The sequence below is a fragment of the Spirillospora sp. NPDC052242 genome, assembly GCF_040679555.1.
Lineage (GTDB): Bacteria > Actinomycetota > Actinomycetes > Streptosporangiales > Streptosporangiaceae > Spirillospora.
Window position 1 is genome coordinate 135109 of record NZ_JBFAUZ010000006.1, and the last position, 16692, is coordinate 151800.

Sequence of the window (16692 nt, forward strand, 5' to 3'; positions counted from 1 at the left end):
CTCGGCGAAGTGATCGTCTCGGCGGCGGTGTGCCCGCACCCGCCCCTCCTGGTGCCCGCCATGGCGGGGGGAGCGGCGCCGGAACTCGACGGCCTCCGCGCGGCCTGCGACGAGGCCGTCGGCCGCCTGGCCGCCGCCCGTCCGGACGTCCTGGTCGTCGTGGGCGGTGCCCCGGACACCGCGGCCTACGGCGACGGCGCCTACGCGACGCTCCGCCCGTACGGGCTGCCGTGGACGAGCCCCGAGGTTCCGGAGGAGGGCGGCGCGCCGCTGCCGCTGTCGCTGACGATCGGGCGGTGGCTGGTCGAGCGCGCCGCGGGGACGGACGCGCGAGGGACGGAGGCGGGGGGCACGGACGCGCGGGTGCGCTACCGCTCGGTGGTGTTCGACGCCCCGCCGGGGGAGTGCCTGGCCCTCGGCCGTGAACTCGCCGGGTCCGCCGAACGCGTCGCGCTGCTGGTGATGGGCGACGGTTCGGCGTGCCGTTCCGAGAAGGCCCCGGGCTATCTGGACGAGCGCGCGGGGCCGTACGACGAGGCCGTGGCGCGCGCGCTGGGGAAGGCAGACGCCGCCGCCTTGGCCGCGCTCGATCCCGGGACGTCCCGTGAACTGCGGGCGGCGGGGCGCGCGGCGTGGCAGGTGCTCGCGGGCGCGGCCGCCGCGGGCCGGTTCACCGGCGAGCTTCTCGCCGACGAGGCCCCCTACGGGGTCGGCTACCTCGTCGCGTCCTGGACGGCGGCCCCCGGCCGGTAGCCGGTCAGGCGCGGTTCAGGCGCGGCCTCCGGGCTCGTTCGGGCCGGGCTCGTCCATGCCGTGGCGCGGCGGCTCGCCCTGCCCCATGCCGGGCCGGCCCATGTCGCTTTGGCCCATGTCGCTTTGGCCCATGTCGCGCTGGCTCATGTCGCGCTGCCCCATGTCGCCCTGGTCACCGGCGGGCCGGTCGGCGCCCTGGCCCTGCCGGTCGACGTAGTCGCCGGCCTTGCTCTGGGCCTTGTCGACCTTGTCGGCGTACTTGCCGCCGGTGCGCTGGTCGACCATGTCCCCGGCCTTCTCCACGCCCCGCTTCACCTTGTCGGGGTTCTGCCCGAGCATCTGCTTGACCTTATCGACGATGGACATTGGAAAATCCCCCCGGATCCCTCGTCTCGGACGGCGCCGCGCGATGTTCCCGCCCGGCACCCGTACAACCCGGCTATACCCGTTCTGTTGCCACAATTAAGCCCGTGACCTCTCCTGATGTGATCGCGGTCGTGGGCGCGACCGCCGCCGGCAAGTCCGACCTCGCCGTGGAACTGGCCCTGCGGCTCGGCGGCGAGGCGGTCAACGCCGACTCGATGCAGCTCTACCGGGGCATGGACATCGGCACCGCCAAGCTCGCCCGCGACGAGATGCGCGGCGTCCCGCACCACCTCCTGGACGTCTGGGACGTGACCGCGACCGCGAGCGTCGCCGAGTACCAGCGGCTCAGCGCCGAGGCGATCGGCGACATCCGGGGGCGCGGCCGCGTGCCGATCCTGGTCGGCGGGTCCGGGCTGTACGTGCGCGCCGCGGTCGACGAGATGGAGTTCCCGGGGACGGATCCGGCCGTCCGGGCGCGCCTCGAGGACGAGCTCGCGCGCGAGGGCTCCGCCGTCCTGCACGAACGCCTCCGCGAGGTCGACCCGGCGGCGGCGGAGGCGATCCTGCCGAGCAACGGGCGCCGCATCGTCCGGGCCCTGGAGGTCATCGAGATCACGGGGCGCCCGTTCACCGCGACCCTGCCGGAGCACCGGTACCGCTACGGCACGGTCGTGCAGATCGGCCTGGGCGTGCCCAGGGACGAGCTGGACGAGCGCATCGCCGTGCGGGTGCAGCGGATGTGGGACGCGGGCCTGGTCGACGAGGTGCGGGCCCTGGAGAAGCGGGGCCTGCGCGACGGCCTGACCGCCGGGCGCGCGCTCGGCTACGCGCAGGTGCTGCGTTACCTGGCGGGGGAGTGGAGCGAGGAGCAGGCCAAGGAGGACACGATCCGCACCACGCGACGCTTCGCGCGCAGGCAGGAGTCGTGGTTCCGCCGCGACCCGCGCGTCCAGTGGCTCCCGTACGACGCGCCGGACCTCGTGCCGCGCGCGCTTGCGCTCGTCCAAGGCTGAGCACCCGCGTCTCGTCCCGGATCGATCGGGACAACTGTCCCTCTGCACCGGGACCGGTTCCGGCGTAATTTCTTTCTTGCACACCCTCTGGTGAATGGCCCGTACGGACCGAGATGGGAGCCTCGGTCCAATGCGGTGCCAGAGGGCCGGTGGCGACCTTCTTGGCGGGGGGCGGTCACCGGCCCTCCCACCGGGTGCGACACCCCGCCGGACGGACGTCCGGGCGACCGCGAGCCGGGGTCAGGCCGCGTCGAGGGGCTGGACCCCGTTGACGGGGAGGCGGGCGCGGACGAGCGTGCCGCCCTTCGGGCCGGGGCCCACGGTGCAGGAGCCGCCGAGTTCCGTCGCGCGCTCGCGCATCGACGCCATGCCGATCCCCGCCCGCATCCGCTCGGGCAGCCCGACGCCGTCGTCGTTCACCGTGACGTGCAGATCCCCGTTCAGGCACAGCCTCACTTCGGCCGACCGCGCGTTGGCGTGCCGGTGCACGTTGGTGAGGGCCTCCTGGACGATCCGGTACGCGGCGACCTCGGCGGCGGCGGGCAGGCACTCGACCTTCCCCTCCACGTGCACGTCCACCTTGGGGCCGTCTCCGGAGGCGACGACGCCGCCGAGCGCGCGGATCGCCCCGGCCAGGCCCAGGTCGTCCAGTGCGGGCGGCCGCAGGCCCTGCACGAGCTCGCGGATGTCGCCGATCGTGCGGCCCATGGTCGTCCGCAGGTTCTCCAGCAGCGCGTCCGCGGCCTCCGGGTCGGTCCTGAGCGTGATGCGGGCGGCGTCCACGGTCATCGCGAGGCTGGCCAGCGTCGGCCCGAGCCCGTCGTGCAGGTCGCGGCGCAGCCGCCGCCGCTCGTCCTCCCGGGCCCGCAGGATGCGCTCCTTGGAGCGCTGCACGTCGGCGGCCAGCCGCGCCGCGTTCGCCAGCTCCGCGAGGTTGCGCGCCAGGATGCCGGACAGGCGGGCGTCCGGCGGGCGGGTGACGCCGAACCGCAGCCGGCCGACCGGCTCCCCGTGCCACACCAGCGGGATCAGGTGCGGGCGCTCGCCGGGCGCGCCGTCCTCCGCCGAGATCGTCCGGCCGTCGCGGTCCAGGACCTCGATGACCACGCCCGTCGCGTGCAGCGCGGACCGCGCCACCTCGGCGCCGACGGCCAGCGCCGCGCCGGGGTCGGCGGCGGTCTGCAGCCGGCGGTTGAGCCGGTCGGCGATCCGGTACGGGTCGCGCTCGCCGTGCACCACGCGGTCCACCGTCCGCTGGAGGCGCCGCCGCGCCGGCTCGAACAGCGCGCCCGCGGCGATCGCGCCCACCAGCCCGGCCAGGGTGCCGTGCCCCGCGACGAGCATGCTCGTCATGCCGAGCAGCGCGAAGTACACGCCCGTGATGACCACGGCGAGCCCCGAGTACACCAGCGTCCGGCTGACCACGAGGTCGATGTCGTACAGGCGGTACCGGGTGATGGCGATCGCGATGCAGATCGGGACGGCCACGATCGTCAGGCTGCGCAGCGGGTCGCCGATCGCGGTGTTCTCCCCGGCGTAGATGACCGCCTCGGCCAGCACGCCCGGGTACACCACCCAGCCGATCTGCCGCCGCACGTCCGGCGCCGACCGGGCGAACCGGACCACCACCGACAGCACCGCCCCCGCCAGCGTCGCGAGGATCAGCACGGCGATGGCCGGCGGTATCTCCGTGAACGGGTAGATCGACACCCCGTTGTGGAACCGGCGCGCGTCCGGATCGATCGTCAGGTGCGCGCAGACGACGGCCGGGACCAGGCACGCCATGGCCAGGACCGGCCGGAACCGCGCCGAGACCAGCCGCCCGTCCGGGAAGATCAGCGGCAGCACCAGCGTGAGGACGAACGTGTCGACCGCCCACAGCCAGGTGCCGAGCCACAGGAAGAACCCGGCGAGCGCCCATCCCCGCAGCTCCAGCCACGGCCCCAGGTTCAGCGCGAGCACGTACACGGCGGCGCTGACCCCCGCGCCCATCATCAGCCAGCCGACCCGCAGGCGCGGCCGGTGCTGCAGCAGGAGCGCGGCCACGGCCGTCCAGCACAGCGCCACGAGGATCTCCGGGTGCCACCAGACCATCCGCGCGTCGGCGGGCAGCAGGCCGCCCACGGCGAGCGACGCGGCGACCAGCAGGACCGCCCCGCAGGCGAGCAGGCCCGCCGCGCGCCCCGCACCGCGGCCCGTCCCGCGCCTCTGGGCCACCGTCACCATCCTGGGCTCCCGGGTGAGAAAAGTAATGGAATGTTAAAGCGTCCGGGTCTCGGTCCTGCACTCATCGGGGCGTCCGCGGGCGGACGGCGTGGCCGGAACCGGCCGTGACCGGCCGCGGGGCGCCGGGTGTGCCGAGATATTAACCAGGCAAAACGGAAACTAGCCAAGAAAAGGCATGTCAGGGACTCATACGGAACCTGGCGAACACCCGCCGGGACCCGCCGCCGGGCGGGGACGGCGGGTCGTGCGCGGGGCGCAGAGGCGGGGCGGGCGCGGGGCGGGGAGGGTCAGACTCCGGCGCCCGGGACGGGCGCGGGCATGAGGTGGGCCAGCAGGACGCGCGTGCCGCGGCCGAGTTCGGCCGGCTCGACGTCGTCGAGCACGAGGCGCTGCAGCAGGAAGCTGGGGACCAGGCCGAACATGGCCTTGCCGACGGCCACGACATCGGTGTCGGCGGGCAGGCGACCGGCCTCGACCAGCCGGCCCGCGTAGCGGATCCAGGTGTCGCGGAGCCTGATCATGGTGGCGGCGACGTAGGTGCGGATCTCCGGGTCGTACATCGCGAGGGCCCAGCCCTGCGGGGCGAGGCGGAGGATGCCGTCGGCCCCGGACATGTCCATGGCGCGCTCGGCGATCCGCTCGATCAGCTCCTCCGGGGCCGGGAGGGGGTCGGCCTCCACGAGTTCGTCCAGGTACGTGTGGAGGTCGCCGACGACGGTCGACAGGATCGCCTCGATGATCTCGTTCTTGCTCTTGAAGTAGCGGTAGACGGCGCCGGCCGAGAGCCCGGCCTCCGCGAAGATGTCCTGCATCGACGTCGCGTGGACGCCCTGGCGGATGAAGCACGCGCGGGCCGCGTCCAGGATCTGGCGGCGCCGCCGCTCCAGGTGCTCTTCGCTCACTCTCGGCATGCCCCCAATCTAAAACGAACGTCCGTTCTTGACAACGCGGCGCGGCCGGTGTGAGGCTCTAAAGAGAACGGACATCCGATTTTTTTGGAGCAAGGTCGTGCAGTCCTCACTCGCCAAGCGCACCGCCGGGATCGCCCTCGGCGCCGCGCTCCTGCAGCTCTTGATGATCGTCGCCTTCACCTGGCCGGTCACCCGGACGGCCCCGCACGACGTCCCGATCGTCGTGGCGGGTCCGGGCGCGGCCGCGACGGCCGAACGGCTCGAGCGGACGCGGCCCGGCGCGTTCGACATCGAGGTGATGCCCGGCGCGGACGACGCCCGCGCCGCGATCGCCGACCGGGAGGCGTACGGCGCGATCGTCGCGACCCCGTCGGGCCCGCGCGTGCTCACCGCCTCCGCCGCGTCGCCCATGGTGGCGCAGCAGCTCACCGCGCTCGCCGGGAGCCTCGCGGGCGCCCCGCGGGCCGCGCCCGTCCAGGACGTCGTCGCCGCCGACCCGGACGACCCGCGCGGCTCCGGCCTCGCGGCGATCGTCCTGCCGCTGATCATGTCGTCGCTCGCCGCCGCGGTGCTGCTGACGTTCGCGGTCCCGAGCGCGGCGTGGCGGGCCGCGGGCGCGCTGCTGTTCGCCGTGCTCGGCGGCCTGGGCGTCGCGGGCCTCGCCTACGGGTGGCTGTCGCTCGTCCCCGGCCCCTACCTCGTGGTCGCCGGCGTCACCGCGCTCACCATCCTGGCGGTGACCGGGGCCGTCGCGGGCCTGGGCGCCGTGGTCGGACGGGCGGGCATCGGCATCGGCGCGCTCACGTTCCTGCTGCTCGGCAACCCGCTGTCCGGCGTCACCGCGGCACCGGAGATGCTGCCGGAGCCCTGGGGCGCGATCGGGCAGTTCCTCCCGCCCGGCGCGGCGGGCACGCTCATCCGGTCGGCGACCTTCTTCGACGGCGCCGGCGCGGGCGCCCCGCTCGCGGTGCTGCTGACCTGGGCCGCCGTCGGGCTCGCCCTGATGGGCGCGGCGGCGCTGCGGACGCCCCGCGAGGAGCCCGCCCGCGAGAAGGAGCCGGTTCCCGCCTGAACGGGAGACGGAAGTCGCCGTTCGCCCGTCCCGGTGCGTAGTCGGTCAGTAGCCTTATGTGACCTCATCGCATCGGAAGGGCGGACATGGCGGCGTTCCTGCTGCGCCGGACGGGACGGGCCGCGCTGCAGGCCGCGCTCGGCGCGAGCCTCGTCTACCTGCTGGCCGCCGCCGCGCTCGACCCCCGCGCCCACCTGGCGGGCCGCGCCCCGCGCCCGCCGGACGCCGTCGTCGACGCCCGCCTCGCCCGGCTCAACCTCGACCCCCGCGTCCCGCCGTCCGCCCGCTACCGGGTCTGGGCGGCGGGCGTCCTGCGCGGCGACCTCGGCCGCACGCTGGACGGCCGGCCCGTCGGTCCCGAACTGCACCGCCGCCTCGCCGTCGGCGTCCGGCTCGTCCTCCCCGGCGCGGTGCTCGGCTCGGCCCTCGGCATCGCCCTCGGCGTCTGGGCCGCGGCACGGCGGGGGCGGGCCGCGGACCTGCTCGTCACCCCGCTCACGTACGTGCTCGCCGCCGTCCCGGTGTTCGTCCTCGCCGTCCTCGCGCAGACCGCCGCGGGCGCCGTCAACGACGCCGCGGGCGTCCGGGCCGTCACCTGGACGGACGACACGGCGTCCGGGCTGCTGCTCCCGACCCTCGTGATCGCGCTCGCCCAGGCGGCCCTCGTCGCCCGCTACCAGCGCGGTTCGACGCTGGACGTGGCGGACGCCGCGTTCGTCCGCGCGGCCCGCGCCAAGGGGCTGCGGCGCCGCGCCGCCCTGCTCCGGCACGCCCTGCGGCCCGCGCTGGTCCCGCAGGGCGCCCGCCTCCCGCACACCGCCGCGATGCTGCTCCTCGGCGGCATGCTCGTCGAGCAGGTCTTCGGACGGCACGGGCTCGGCGCGTGGCTGGCCGCCTCGGTCGCGCGCGGCGACGTCAACGCGGTCGCGGCCGTCGGCGGCCTCGCCGCCTGCGCGGTCCCGGCGGCCGCGCTCGCCGCGGACGTCCTGCACGGGCTCCTCGACCCGCGCGTCCGGCCCGCGTGACGCGCGTCGCCGCCGGCCTGGTCCTGCTCGCCGCGCTCGCGCTGCTCGCCGCCGCCGGACCCGCCCTCGCGCCGTGGGCCTGGGACGAGATCGACTTCACCGCGTTCGGCGAGGGACCGTCGCGGCGGCACTGGCTCGGCACCACGCAGCACGGGCGCGACGTGTTCGCCGTGACCGTGCACGCCCTCCGCAGGTCCCTCCTGATCGGCGCCGCCGTCGCCGCGCTCGCGACGTTCCTGGCGGCCCTCGTCGGCACCGTCGCGGGATACGCGGGGGGACGCGCCGACCGGGCGCTGATGTGGTGCGCCGACCTCCTGTTCGTCCTGCCGCCGTTCCTCCTCGCGGCCGTCCTCGCGCCGGGCGCGGGCACGCTCGCGCTCGTCGCCGTCCTCGCCGGGCTGATGTGGACGTCGACGGCCCGGATGGTCCGGGCCGCGGTCCGCTCGCTGCGCGACCGCGAGCACGTCCTGGCCGCCCGGCTCGCCGGGGTGAGCGCCCCGCGCACGATCGTCCGGCACGTCCTCCCGGCGCTCGCGTCGCTGCTCGCGGTGGACGCGGGCCTGAACGTCGGCGCGGCGATCGTCGCCGAGAGCGGGCTCGCCCACCTCGGGTTCGGCGTGCGCCCGCCCGGCGTCTCGCTCGGCGCCCTGGTCGCCGACGGCGGCCCGGCCGTGCTCGCGTTCCCCTGGCGGTTCGCCTTCCCCGCCGCGCTCCTGGTCCTGACCGCCGTCGCCGCGAACCTGCTCGCCGACGGCCTCCGCGACGCCCTCGACCCGCGGTGACGGCGCTGGCGGTCGCGGACCTGCGGGTCCGCTGGGCGACCGGCGCCCCGGCCGTGCGGGGCGTGACCTTCGACCTGCGCGCGGGGGAGACGCTGGGCGTCGTCGGCGCGTCGGGCTCCGGCAAGACCGCCCTCGCCCTCGCCGTGCTCGGCCTGCTCCCGGACGGCGCGCGCGCCGGCGGATCGGTCCGGCTGCGCGGCGAGGAACTCCTCGGACGCTCCGACGCCGAACTCTCGCGGATACGCGGCAAGGACCTGGCGATGGTGTTCCAGGACCTCTCGTCCCTCAACCCCGTCCGCACCGTGGGCGCCCAGATCGCCGAAGCCGTCCGCGTCCATCGGCGCACCACCCGTGCGGCGGCGCGCGCGCAGGCCGTCGAACTGCTCGACCTGGTGGGCATCCCGCATGCACCCCAGCGCGCGCGGGCCTATCCCCACGAACTCTCGGGCGGGATGCAGCGGCGCGTGCTGATCGCGATGGCGATGGCGCACGACCCGTCCGTCCTCATCGCGGACGAGCCGACCGCGGGCCTCGACGTCACCGTGCAGGCGCAGATCCTCGACGTGCTGCGCACCGCGCGGGCGTCCGGGACCGCGACCGTCCTCATCGCGCACGACCTCGGCGTCGTCGCGGGCCTCGCCGACCGCGTCCTGGTGATGCACGACGGGCGCGCGGTCGAGCAGGGCCCGGCCGAGCAGGTCTACCGGCGCCCCCGGACGCCCCGCACGATCGCCCTCCTGCGTTCGGCGCCCCGCATCGCCCCGCGGCCCGCCCGCGCCCGGCCGCCCGGACCCGCGGTGCTCGCCGTCGACGCGCTCGTCCGCCACCACGGCGCCGTGCGGGCCGTCGACGGCATCACCTTCGACGTCCGGCGGGGTGAGACCCTCGCCCTGGTGGGCGAGTCGGGCTGCGGCAAGACGACCGCCCTCATGGAGATCGTCCGCCTGGCCCGTCCCCGGCGCGGCCGGATCACCGTCCTCGGCGAGGACACCGCGACGCTCCGCCGCGCCCGCCGCAGGGAACTCCGCCGCGACGTCCAGCTCGTCTTCCAGGACCCCTACGCGTCCCTCAACCCCCGGATGCGCGTCCGCGCCATCGTCGCCGAGCCGCTCACCGCCCACCGCCTGCCCGCACGCGAGCGCGTCCGGGAACTCCTCGATCTCGTGGGCCTGGACCCCTCCCACGCGGACCGCCGCCCACACGAACTGTCGGGCGGCCAGAGGCAACGAGTCGGCATCGCCCGGGCACTCGCTCTGGAACCACGCCTACTACTACTGGACGAGCCCGTCGCGTCCCTGGACGCGACCACGCAGGCCGGCGTGCTGAACCTCCTGCAAGCACTCCAGTCCCGTCTCGGCCTCGCGTTCGTGTTCGTCGCCCACGACCTCGCGGTCGTGCACCAGATCGCCGACCGCGTCGCCGTCATGCACGCGGGCCGCATCGTCGAACTGGGCCCGGCCGACGAACTCTACGCGGCCCCTGCACACCCGTACACGCGCGCGCTTCTGGACGCGATCCCGATCCCCGATCCCGTCCTCGAGCGCGCGCGCCCCCGCGTCGTCCTGCACGGCGAGGCACCCGACCCCGCGAACCCGCCCGACGGCTGCCGCTTCCGCACCCGATGCCCGATCCATCCCGCACTCCCGCCCGCCGCGCGCGCCCGGTGCGCCGCGTCGGACCCCGAGCCCCGCCCCACCGGCCGTCCGGACCACCAGGTCGCCTGCCACCACCCGCTCCCCGAGCCCGCACCCCCGACCCTTAGGAGGACCACATGAACCCGCCTCACCACCACAACCAGCCCACGCCCCCACCTGGCATCGACAACGCCGCCGCCGTAGGTGAGATGGGAGGCGGCGTTCGGGCTCGTGCGTCAGTGGTTCGGGGACCGGGGCGGGGGTGGCGGGCGGTTGTCGCGGGGCTTCTCGTGGTGCCTGTGGCTCTGGGTGGGGCGGGGTGTACCGGGGGCGCGGCACAGGGAACCGGGACGAGTGCCGTGTTGCCTCGGTCGGACGTCAACGCGATGCCGCGCGATCGTGTGCGGGACGGGGGCACTTTGCATTGGGCCCTCCCGGAATTCCCCGCGCAGTGGAACTTTCACCACGTGAACGGAAAAACCGGCTCGGTCGATCGGGTGATCCAGGGCGCATTGCCTCGCCTCATGCGGTCGGACGAGAAAGGTGTGGTCCATCGCGTTCCGGAGTTCCTGCGTTCGGCCGAGGTAAAGCGCACTGGACGTGGGCAGACGGTCGTCTACCGGCTCAACCCCGAGGCGCGATGGTCGGACGGGCGGGCCATCGGATACCGGGACTTCGCAGTGCAGGCGCGCGCGCTGTCCGGGCGGAATTCGCGTTACGAGATCGCCGACGACACGGGCTACCGGCGCATCGCACGCGTCGAGCGGGGCGCGGACGAGCGCGAGGTGAAGGTCGTGTTCGAGCGGCCGTACGCGGACTGGCGCAGCCTGTTCAGCCCTCTGTACCCGGCGGCGGCGTACGGCGATCCTCGGGCGTTCAACACCGGGTGGCTCGAGCGGCCGCCCGTGACGGCGGGGCCGTTCGCGGTCGGGGGCGTCGACCGGACGGCGAAGACGATCACGCTCGTGCGGGACCCGGACTGGTGGGGCAGGCCCGCGAAGCTCGACCGGATCGTCTACCGGGCGATGGATCCGGTGGCGATGCCGGGGGCGTTCGCCAACGGGGAGATCGGACTGATGGAGGTCGGGCTGGACGCGGGCGCGCTGCGGCGGGTGCAGGCGGCCGACGGCGGCGAGGTTCGGCGCGCGGGCGGTCCGGACTCGCGGGTGTTCACGCTCAACGCGGCGGGGGCGGTCCTGTCGGACGTGCGGGTGCGGCGTGCGGTGATGCTCGGCCTGGATCGGGACGCGATCGCCCGGTCCGACCTCGTGGGGCTCGGCGTCCCCGCGCGAACGCTCGGCAATCACTTCTTCGTCGGCACCCAGCCGGGCTATCGCGACAATTCGGGAGTCCTCGGACGGTACGACCCCGCGGCGGCCGCGCGGCTCCTCGACGCTGCGGGCTGGACGAAACGGGGCCGTCATCGCACGAAGGACGGGCGGACGCTCGCGCTCCGGTTCGTCGTCGCGGCCGGGCAGCCGATCGGCGAACGGGAAGGGGAACTGGCGCGCGCGCTGCTCGAACGCATCGGCGTTCGGGTGGACATCGAACCCGTTCCGGCCGACGACCTGTTCGGGCGCATCACCCGGGGAGACTTCGACATCGCCCCGTTCTCCTGGTTCGGGACACCGTTCCCCGTCTCGTCGATGCGGGCGGTTTACGCACGCCCACGGGACGGGGAGGTCCGGCAGAACTACTCAGGAGGCGGGACTGCAACGATCGATGCGACGCTCGAACAAGCCGTGACGGCGGGGAACTCGGCGGAGGTTCACGCCCTTGTGAACCGGGCCGATCGACTCGTCTGGCAGGAGGCGCTCGTCCTGCCGCTGTACCAGCGTCCCCAGCTGGTGGCCGCGCGCGTGGACCTGGCCAACATCGGCGCCTGCGGTTTCCACCAGCCCGCTTACGAGGACATCGGTTTCGCTCAGGACGCCTCGGACGACGGGTAGGGGAGTTCGATCCCTTTACGGTCGCTGGTGTAGCGGGCGTTCCACACGTAAAGCTTCAGGTCGTCCGCGGACACGCCGTCCTCGACGGGGAGCTCGGACGCGATCCGCACCAGGTAGGACGCGCCCGCGGGCATCATCCGGGTGCCGGCCTCCTCGAACGGGGGCTCGGCCCGGTCGACGCGGGCGATGATCTCGCTGTGGTTGGGCAGCGTGCACATGTCCTCGGGGATGCCGGCCTGCGGCATGCACCGCTCCTGCGCGTCCTCCGGCACCTGCGCCTTGGGCATGAACAGGTCGGCGGGGAAGTCCAGCATGACCGGACGGCGCTGCGTGTTCGTCAGGACGTAGTCGGCGTAGGCGTACGTCGTTCCCGACGGGGGCGCCTGCGTGGCGCCGAGCGGCTTGGCGTCCGTGCCGGAACGGACGGCCGCGAGGCTGTAGCCGTACCCCTCGGGCGTGGTGAAGGGGACGGGGGTGCCGGTGCGGGGCGCGGGCTGCGAGCTCATCGACGGTGCGGCGGCGCCCGCCCCGCTCGCCCGGGACGGCGGTGCCCCGGCGCTCCCGGCGTCCGACCCCGGCCGCAGGACGACGATCCCCGCGGCGATCGCGGCGATGCCGACGGCTCCCGTGAGGGCGCCGGCGAGGCCGAGCCGGCCGGCGCCGGTGCGCCGGGGCTTGCGCCGCCGGCCCCCGGCGGACCGCGGCTGGTTGCTGTACGACATGGTCTCCGTGCTCCCCTCAGCCCGTTGCGTCCGGATCGGTAAGCGCGTGCTGCCGGTGGGTGGCAGGTCACGATACCGGACACCCGGATCAACGTCGGACACGCCACCCTTGACGCCAGAAACACCGAACCACTAGGGCGAACGCCTACGAACCGCGTTCCAGGAGGGCGTCGCGGCCGAGGCCGCGCAGGGACGCGTCGAGCACCTGCGCGGTGTGCGCGATCGCGATTCCGGCGCCCCGGCGGCGCAGCGCGCCCGCGATCTGCATCGTGCATCCCGGGTTGGCGGCGACCAGCAGCTCGGCGCCGGTCGCGGCCACGTTCGCCGCCTTGCGGTCGCCCAGCTCGCCGGCCGCCTCCGGCTGCAGCAGGTTGTAGGTGCCGGCCGAGCCGCAGCAGATGTCGGGGTCGGCGATCTCCCGGACGGTCAGCTCGGGGATCTGCGCGAGCAGCGCCCGCGGCTGCGCCCGCACGCCCTGCGCGTGGGACAGGTGGCAGGCGTCGTGGTAGGCGACGGTGACCGGAAGCGGCCCGCGCTCCGCGCGGGGCCCCAGCTCGGCGAGGAACTCCGCGAGGTCGCGGGTGCGCTCCGCCAGCGCCTCCGCCCGGCGCGCCCACGCGGGGTCGTCCGCCAGCAGCGCCCCGTACTCCTTCATCGACGACCCGCAGCCCGCCGAGTTCACCACGATGACGTCCACGCGCTCGAACGCCTCGATCGTCCGGCGGGCGAACGCGCGCGCCTCGTCCGCGCGTCCCGCGTGCATCGACAGGGCGCCGCAGCAGCCCTGGCCGCGCGGGATGACGACGTCGCACCCCTCCATCGCCAGCACGCGGGCCGTCGCCGCGTTGACGTCCGGGAAGAACTCGCCCTGCACGCAGCCGACCAGCATGCCGGCCGTGGCGCGCCGGTCGCCGCGCGCGGCGACCCGCTCCGGCAGCCGCGGCGCCCGGCCGAGCGGCGGCGCGAGCCGCTCCATCGCCGCCAGCGACGGCGACACCCGCTCCAGCAGGCCCGAGCGGCGGACGACCCGGTCCAGGCCCGACCGCTGGTAGGCGCGCAGCGGCCCGCGCAGCGCCCGCAGCCGCCGCCGGTACGGGAACAGCCGGAACACCAGCTCGCGGACGGCCCGCTCCCGCAGCGGCCGCGGATGCTCGCGCTCGACCTCGGCCCGCGTCAGCTCGATCAGCCGGTCGTACCGGACGCCCGACGGGCACGACGTGACGCACGCCATGCAGCCGAGGCAGCGGTCGAAATGCTCGACCATCGGCCCGCCGAGCGGCTCGCCCTTCGCGTGCTGGTCCATCAGGTGGATGCGGCCGCGCGGCGAGTCCATCTCCTCGCCCCACAGCACGTACGTCGGGCACGTGGGCAGGCAGAACCCGCAGTGCACGCAGTCGCCGAGCAGGTTCGCGACCTCGTCCTCCGCGCCGGGCCGTGCCGGCCCGTGCGGCGATCCGGGCTGCGGCGGTCCGGGCTGCGGCGGTCCGGCCGGTGGGGCGCTCATCAGATACCTCCCGTGAATCGGCCGGGGGACAGCCGGTGGTCGGGGTCGAACTGGTCCTTGACGCGCCGCATCAGCTCCAGGGCCGGGACCGGGCCCCACACGTCGACGGCGCCGCGCACGTCCTGCGGCGCGTACCGGACGACCGCGCCGCCCTTGTGCCGGGCCAGCGCGGCCCGGACGCCGGCGAGGACGTCCGCGACGCTCCCGGACGGCACATCGCCGGGGGAGCCGCCGGGGACATCGCCGGGGGTCAGGCCCACGTACCCGTGCCCGTCGCCGCTCCACGTCACGGCCGCCCCGGTCTCGGGGAGCGCGGCGAGCAGGTCGCGGAGCGCGGGCGGGGGCGCGGCGACGTCGAGCAGGACGGTGCCGTCCGGGTAGCGGCCCCAACCGTCGGGTGCGTCGTCCGAGACCCGCGCGTCTGGGCCCAGGAGGCCGACCGTCTGCTCTGCGCGCGCGCCGACACCGTCGGGGACACCCTCCAGCAGGACGGCCACGACCCCCGGAGAGAGGTATTCGACGGCGCTCGGCACCACCGGCGAATGGAGGACGGCCTGCACCGCCTCGTGCGCCTCCTCCGGCCCGTCCACGGGACGTGCGACGTACGCGCGGGCGGCCGGTGTCGGGTGCAGGCGGAACGTCGCCTCGACGATGAGCCCCAGCGTTCCGTACGAGCCGCAGAACAGCCGTCCCAGGTCGTACCCGGCGACGTTCTTGACGACCTTGCCGCCCGACTTCGCCACCTGACCGTCCGCCCGGACGATCGTGAGCCCGATGACCAGGTTCCGTGGGGTTCCGTAAAGGGTCCGGAGCGGACCGGACGCCCCCGTAGCGATCGTCCCGCCGACCGTCGAGCCGGGGAGGGGCACGTCCAGGGCGAGGCGCTGCCCCTCGCCCGCGAGTTCCGCGCCCAGCCGCTCCAGCGGCAGCCCCGCCTGCGCGGTGGCCACGAGGTCGCCGGCGGCGTGCTCGACCAGGCGGTCCAGCCGCCGGGTGTCCACGATCAGGTCGCAGCGGTCCGGGGGCGTCCCCCAGTCCAGCCGCGTCTCGCCGCCGCGCGGGACGACCGCCAGCCCGTGCTCGGCGGCGACCCGCATCACCTCCGCGGCCTCGCCGACCGTGCCGGGCGCGGCGACGGCGGCGGGCTCGACGCCCAGCACGCCCTCCTCCGGTTCGCCGGGACGGACGTCGCCGCACACCTTCGCGAGGGCGCCGAGCGCGTCGCCGGGCGCCGTGCCGCCGAGTGCATCGCGGGGCCGCATCAGAACAGGTCCGCCTTTCCCTCGAACGGGTGGGGTCCCTTGCGCACGCCCGGAACCTCCCCGCACAGGCGCGGCGTCGGGAACACCTTCCCGGGGTTGCAGAGGCCCGCCGGGTCGAACCCGCACCGCACCATCTGCATGGTGTCAAGATCGGCCTCGGTGAACATGCGCGGCATGTACCGGGACTTGTCCACGCCCACACCGTGCTCACCCGTGATGGAGCCGCCGTGCTCGATGCAAAGATCCAGGATCGCGCCCGACACTTCCTCTGCGCGCGCGCCCGCACCTTCTTCGGCGTCGTCGAACAGCACCAGCGGATGCAGGTTGCCGTCCCCCGCGTGGAAGACGTTCGCGACCCGCACCCCCGACTCGGCCGACAGCTCGTCGATGCGCGCGAGCACCCGCGGCAGCGCCGTCCGCGGAATGACGCCGTCCTGGACGATGTAGGCGGGGCTGATCCGCCCCACCGCGGCGAACGCCGACTTGCGGCCCGTCCAGATCAGCGCCCGCTCCGCGTCGTCGGTCGCGACCCGGATCTCGAACGCGCCCGCGTCCCAGCACATCCGCTCGACCTGCGCGAACTGCGCCGCGACCTCCGCCTCCGGGCCGTCCAGCTCCACGATCAGCACGGCGCCCGCGCCCGGCGGGTACGCGCACCGCACCGCCGCCTCGGCCGCCTCGATCGACAGCGCGTCCATCATCTCGATCGCCGCCGGGACGACCCCCGCGCCGATGATCGCCGACACCGCCGTGCCGCCCGCCTCGATCGACCCGAACGCCGCGAGCAGCGTCTGCACGGTCTCCGGCACCCGCGTCAGCCGCACGGTGATCTTGGTGGCGATGCCGAGGGTGCCCTCCGCGCCGACGAACACCCCGAGCAGGTCGTAGCCCGGGCCGTCCGCCGACAGCTCCACCAGCTCGCCGTCCGGCGTGACGACCTCGCAGGCCAGCACGTGGTGCGCGGTGAACCCGTACTTGAGGCAGTGCGCGCCGCCGGAGTTCTCCGCGACGTTCCCGCCGACCGAGCAGATCTGCTGGCTGGACGGGTCGGGCGCGAAGTAGTACCCGTACGGCCGCACGGCCCGCGTCACGTCCAGGTTGATCACCCCGGGCTCCACCACCGCCCGCTGCCCCGGGACGTCGATCTCCAGGATCCGCCGCATCCGCGACGTCACGATCAGGACGCCGTCCGCGCGGGGGAGCGCCCCGCCCGACAGGCCCGTCCCCGACCCGCGCGCCACGTACGGGACGCCCGCCGCCGCGCACTCCCGGACGATCGCCGCGACCTGCTCGGCGGTGTCCGGCAGGACGACGACGGCGGGCGTGCACCGATGGTTCGTCAGCCCGTCGCACTCGTACGTCCGCAGCCGCACGGGGTCGGTGACCACGCGTTCCGGTCCCAGCAGCGCTTCCAGGCGCCCCGCGAGCGCCTCCAGCTCCGGCTCCATCCCTCGAACGATCCTCCCTGCCCCC

General features: G+C 75.0%; 14 protein-coding genes. 7 read left to right on the plus strand and 7 right to left on the minus strand.

Features of this window, described 5'->3' with window-relative positions:
* The first annotated feature begins 9 nt into the window (after positions 1-9).
* The gene (locus tag AB0L25_RS07045; RefSeq protein ID WP_500169467.1) at positions 10-753 is read left to right on the plus strand and encodes a class III extradiol dioxygenase subunit B-like domain-containing protein; all 744 of its coding nucleotides are present in this window, start codon (positions 10-12) and stop codon (positions 751-753) included.
* A gap of 15 nt (positions 754-768) precedes the next feature.
* Here the strand turns inward: AB0L25_RS07045 and AB0L25_RS07050 are convergent, their stop codons facing one another.
* Positions 769-1119 carry an antitoxin gene (locus AB0L25_RS07050; protein WP_500169469.1) on the minus strand — a complete coding sequence of 117 codons (351 nt, stop codon included), beginning with the start codon at positions 1117-1119 and terminating at the stop codon, positions 769-771.
* A gap of 119 nt (positions 1120-1238) precedes the next feature.
* On the opposite strand from AB0L25_RS07050, the gene miaA reads away from it, so the two are divergent.
* Complete coding sequence (gene miaA / locus AB0L25_RS07055) at positions 1239-2132, plus strand: tRNA (adenosine(37)-N6)-dimethylallyltransferase MiaA (RefSeq protein WP_500169597.1); 894 nt, start codon at positions 1239-1241, stop codon at positions 2130-2132.
* A 240-nt stretch (positions 2133-2372) separates the two neighbouring features.
* Here the strand turns inward: miaA and AB0L25_RS07060 are convergent, their stop codons facing one another.
* Both AB0L25_RS07060 and AB0L25_RS07065 read right to left on the minus strand, forming a co-directional pair.
* The gene (locus tag AB0L25_RS07060; RefSeq protein ID WP_500169471.1) at positions 2373-4349 is read right to left on the minus strand and encodes a sensor histidine kinase; all 1977 of its coding nucleotides are present in this window, start codon (positions 4347-4349) and stop codon (positions 2373-2375) included.
* Between the two features lie 296 nt (positions 4350-4645).
* Positions 4646-5269 carry a TetR/AcrR family transcriptional regulator gene (locus tag AB0L25_RS07065; protein ID WP_500169473.1) on the minus strand — a complete coding sequence of 208 codons (624 nt, stop codon included), beginning with the start codon at positions 5267-5269 and terminating at the stop codon, positions 4646-4648.
* Between the two features lie 97 nt (positions 5270-5366).
* Here AB0L25_RS07065 and AB0L25_RS07070 point away from each other — a divergent pair, with 97 nt between their 5' ends.
* The 5 genes from AB0L25_RS07070 to AB0L25_RS07090 all read left to right on the plus strand — a co-directional run bounded on the left by AB0L25_RS07070 (position 5367) and on the right by AB0L25_RS07090 (position 11731).
* Positions 5367-6341: a hypothetical protein gene (locus AB0L25_RS07070; protein ID WP_500169475.1), complete on the plus strand. Its 975-nt coding sequence runs from the start codon at positions 5367-5369 to the stop codon at positions 6339-6341.
* Between the two features lie 86 nt (positions 6342-6427).
* The gene (locus tag AB0L25_RS07075; RefSeq protein ID WP_500169477.1) at positions 6428-7366 is read left to right on the plus strand and encodes an ABC transporter permease; all 939 of its coding nucleotides are present in this window, start codon (positions 6428-6430) and stop codon (positions 7364-7366) included.
* Entirely contained in the window at positions 7363-8148 is a 786-nt protein-coding gene (locus AB0L25_RS07080) for an ABC transporter permease (RefSeq protein ID WP_500169478.1), read from the plus strand. The genes AB0L25_RS07075 and AB0L25_RS07080 overlap by 4 nt, the downstream gene beginning before the upstream one ends.
* Positions 8145-9923 carry a dipeptide ABC transporter ATP-binding protein gene (locus tag AB0L25_RS07085; RefSeq protein ID WP_500169480.1) on the plus strand — a complete coding sequence of 593 codons (1779 nt, stop codon included), beginning with the start codon at positions 8145-8147 and terminating at the stop codon, positions 9921-9923. Before AB0L25_RS07080 ends, AB0L25_RS07085 begins: the two co-directional genes overlap by 4 nt.
* 149 nt (positions 9924-10072) lie before the next feature.
* Complete coding sequence (locus tag AB0L25_RS07090) at positions 10073-11731, plus strand: ABC transporter family substrate-binding protein (protein WP_500169481.1); 1659 nt, start codon at positions 10073-10075, stop codon at positions 11729-11731.
* Here AB0L25_RS07090 and AB0L25_RS07095 read toward each other — a convergent pair.
* The 4 genes from AB0L25_RS07095 to AB0L25_RS07110 form a co-directional block, all read right to left on the minus strand.
* On the minus strand, positions 11707-12453 hold the full coding sequence (locus AB0L25_RS07095) for a hypothetical protein (RefSeq protein WP_500169483.1): 747 nt from the start codon (positions 12451-12453) through the stop codon (positions 11707-11709). The genes AB0L25_RS07090 and AB0L25_RS07095 overlap by 25 nt on opposite strands.
* Positions 12454-12598: 145 nt before the next feature.
* Positions 12599-13957 carry a (Fe-S)-binding protein gene (locus AB0L25_RS07100; RefSeq protein WP_500169485.1) on the minus strand — a complete coding sequence of 453 codons (1359 nt, stop codon included), beginning with the start codon at positions 13955-13957 and terminating at the stop codon, positions 12599-12601.
* Entirely contained in the window at positions 13957-15219 is a 1263-nt protein-coding gene (locus AB0L25_RS07105; RefSeq protein ID WP_500169487.1) for an FAD-binding oxidoreductase, read from the minus strand. The genes AB0L25_RS07100 and AB0L25_RS07105 overlap by 1 nt, the downstream gene beginning before the upstream one ends.
* The gene (locus AB0L25_RS07110; protein WP_500169489.1) at positions 15219-16667 is read right to left on the minus strand and encodes an FAD-linked oxidase C-terminal domain-containing protein; all 1449 of its coding nucleotides are present in this window, start codon (positions 16665-16667) and stop codon (positions 15219-15221) included. The genes AB0L25_RS07105 and AB0L25_RS07110 overlap by 1 nt, the downstream gene beginning before the upstream one ends.
* Positions 16668-16692: the final 25 nt, after the last annotated feature.

What these genes read in the sequence shown, in the direction of transcription:
- AB0L25_RS07050 (WP_500169469.1), bottom strand. Translation starts at nt 1,119, where the DNA reads ATGTCCATCGTCGATAAGGTCAAGCAGATGCTCGGGCAGAACCCCGAC.
- AB0L25_RS07065 (WP_500169473.1), bottom strand. Translation starts at nt 5,269, where the DNA reads ATGCCGAGAGTGAGCGAAGAGCACCTGGAGCGGCGGCGCCGCCAGATC.
- AB0L25_RS07075 (WP_500169477.1), top strand. Translation starts at nt 6,428, where the DNA reads ATGGCGGCGTTCCTGCTGCGCCGGACGGGACGGGCCGCGCTGCAGGCC.
- AB0L25_RS07095 (WP_500169483.1), bottom strand. Translation starts at nt 12,453, where the DNA reads ATGTCGTACAGCAACCAGCCGCGGTCCGCCGGGGGCCGGCGGCGCAAG.
- AB0L25_RS07100 (WP_500169485.1), bottom strand. Translation starts at nt 13,957, where the DNA reads ATGAGCGCCCCACCGGCCGGACCGCCGCAGCCCGGACCGCCGCAGCCC.
- AB0L25_RS07105 (WP_500169487.1), bottom strand. Translation starts at nt 15,219, where the DNA reads ATGCGGCCCCGCGATGCACTCGGCGGCACGGCGCCCGGCGACGCGCTC.
- AB0L25_RS07110 (WP_500169489.1), bottom strand. Translation starts at nt 16,667, where the DNA reads ATGGAGCCGGAGCTGGAGGCGCTCGCGGGGCGCCTGGAAGCGCTGCTG.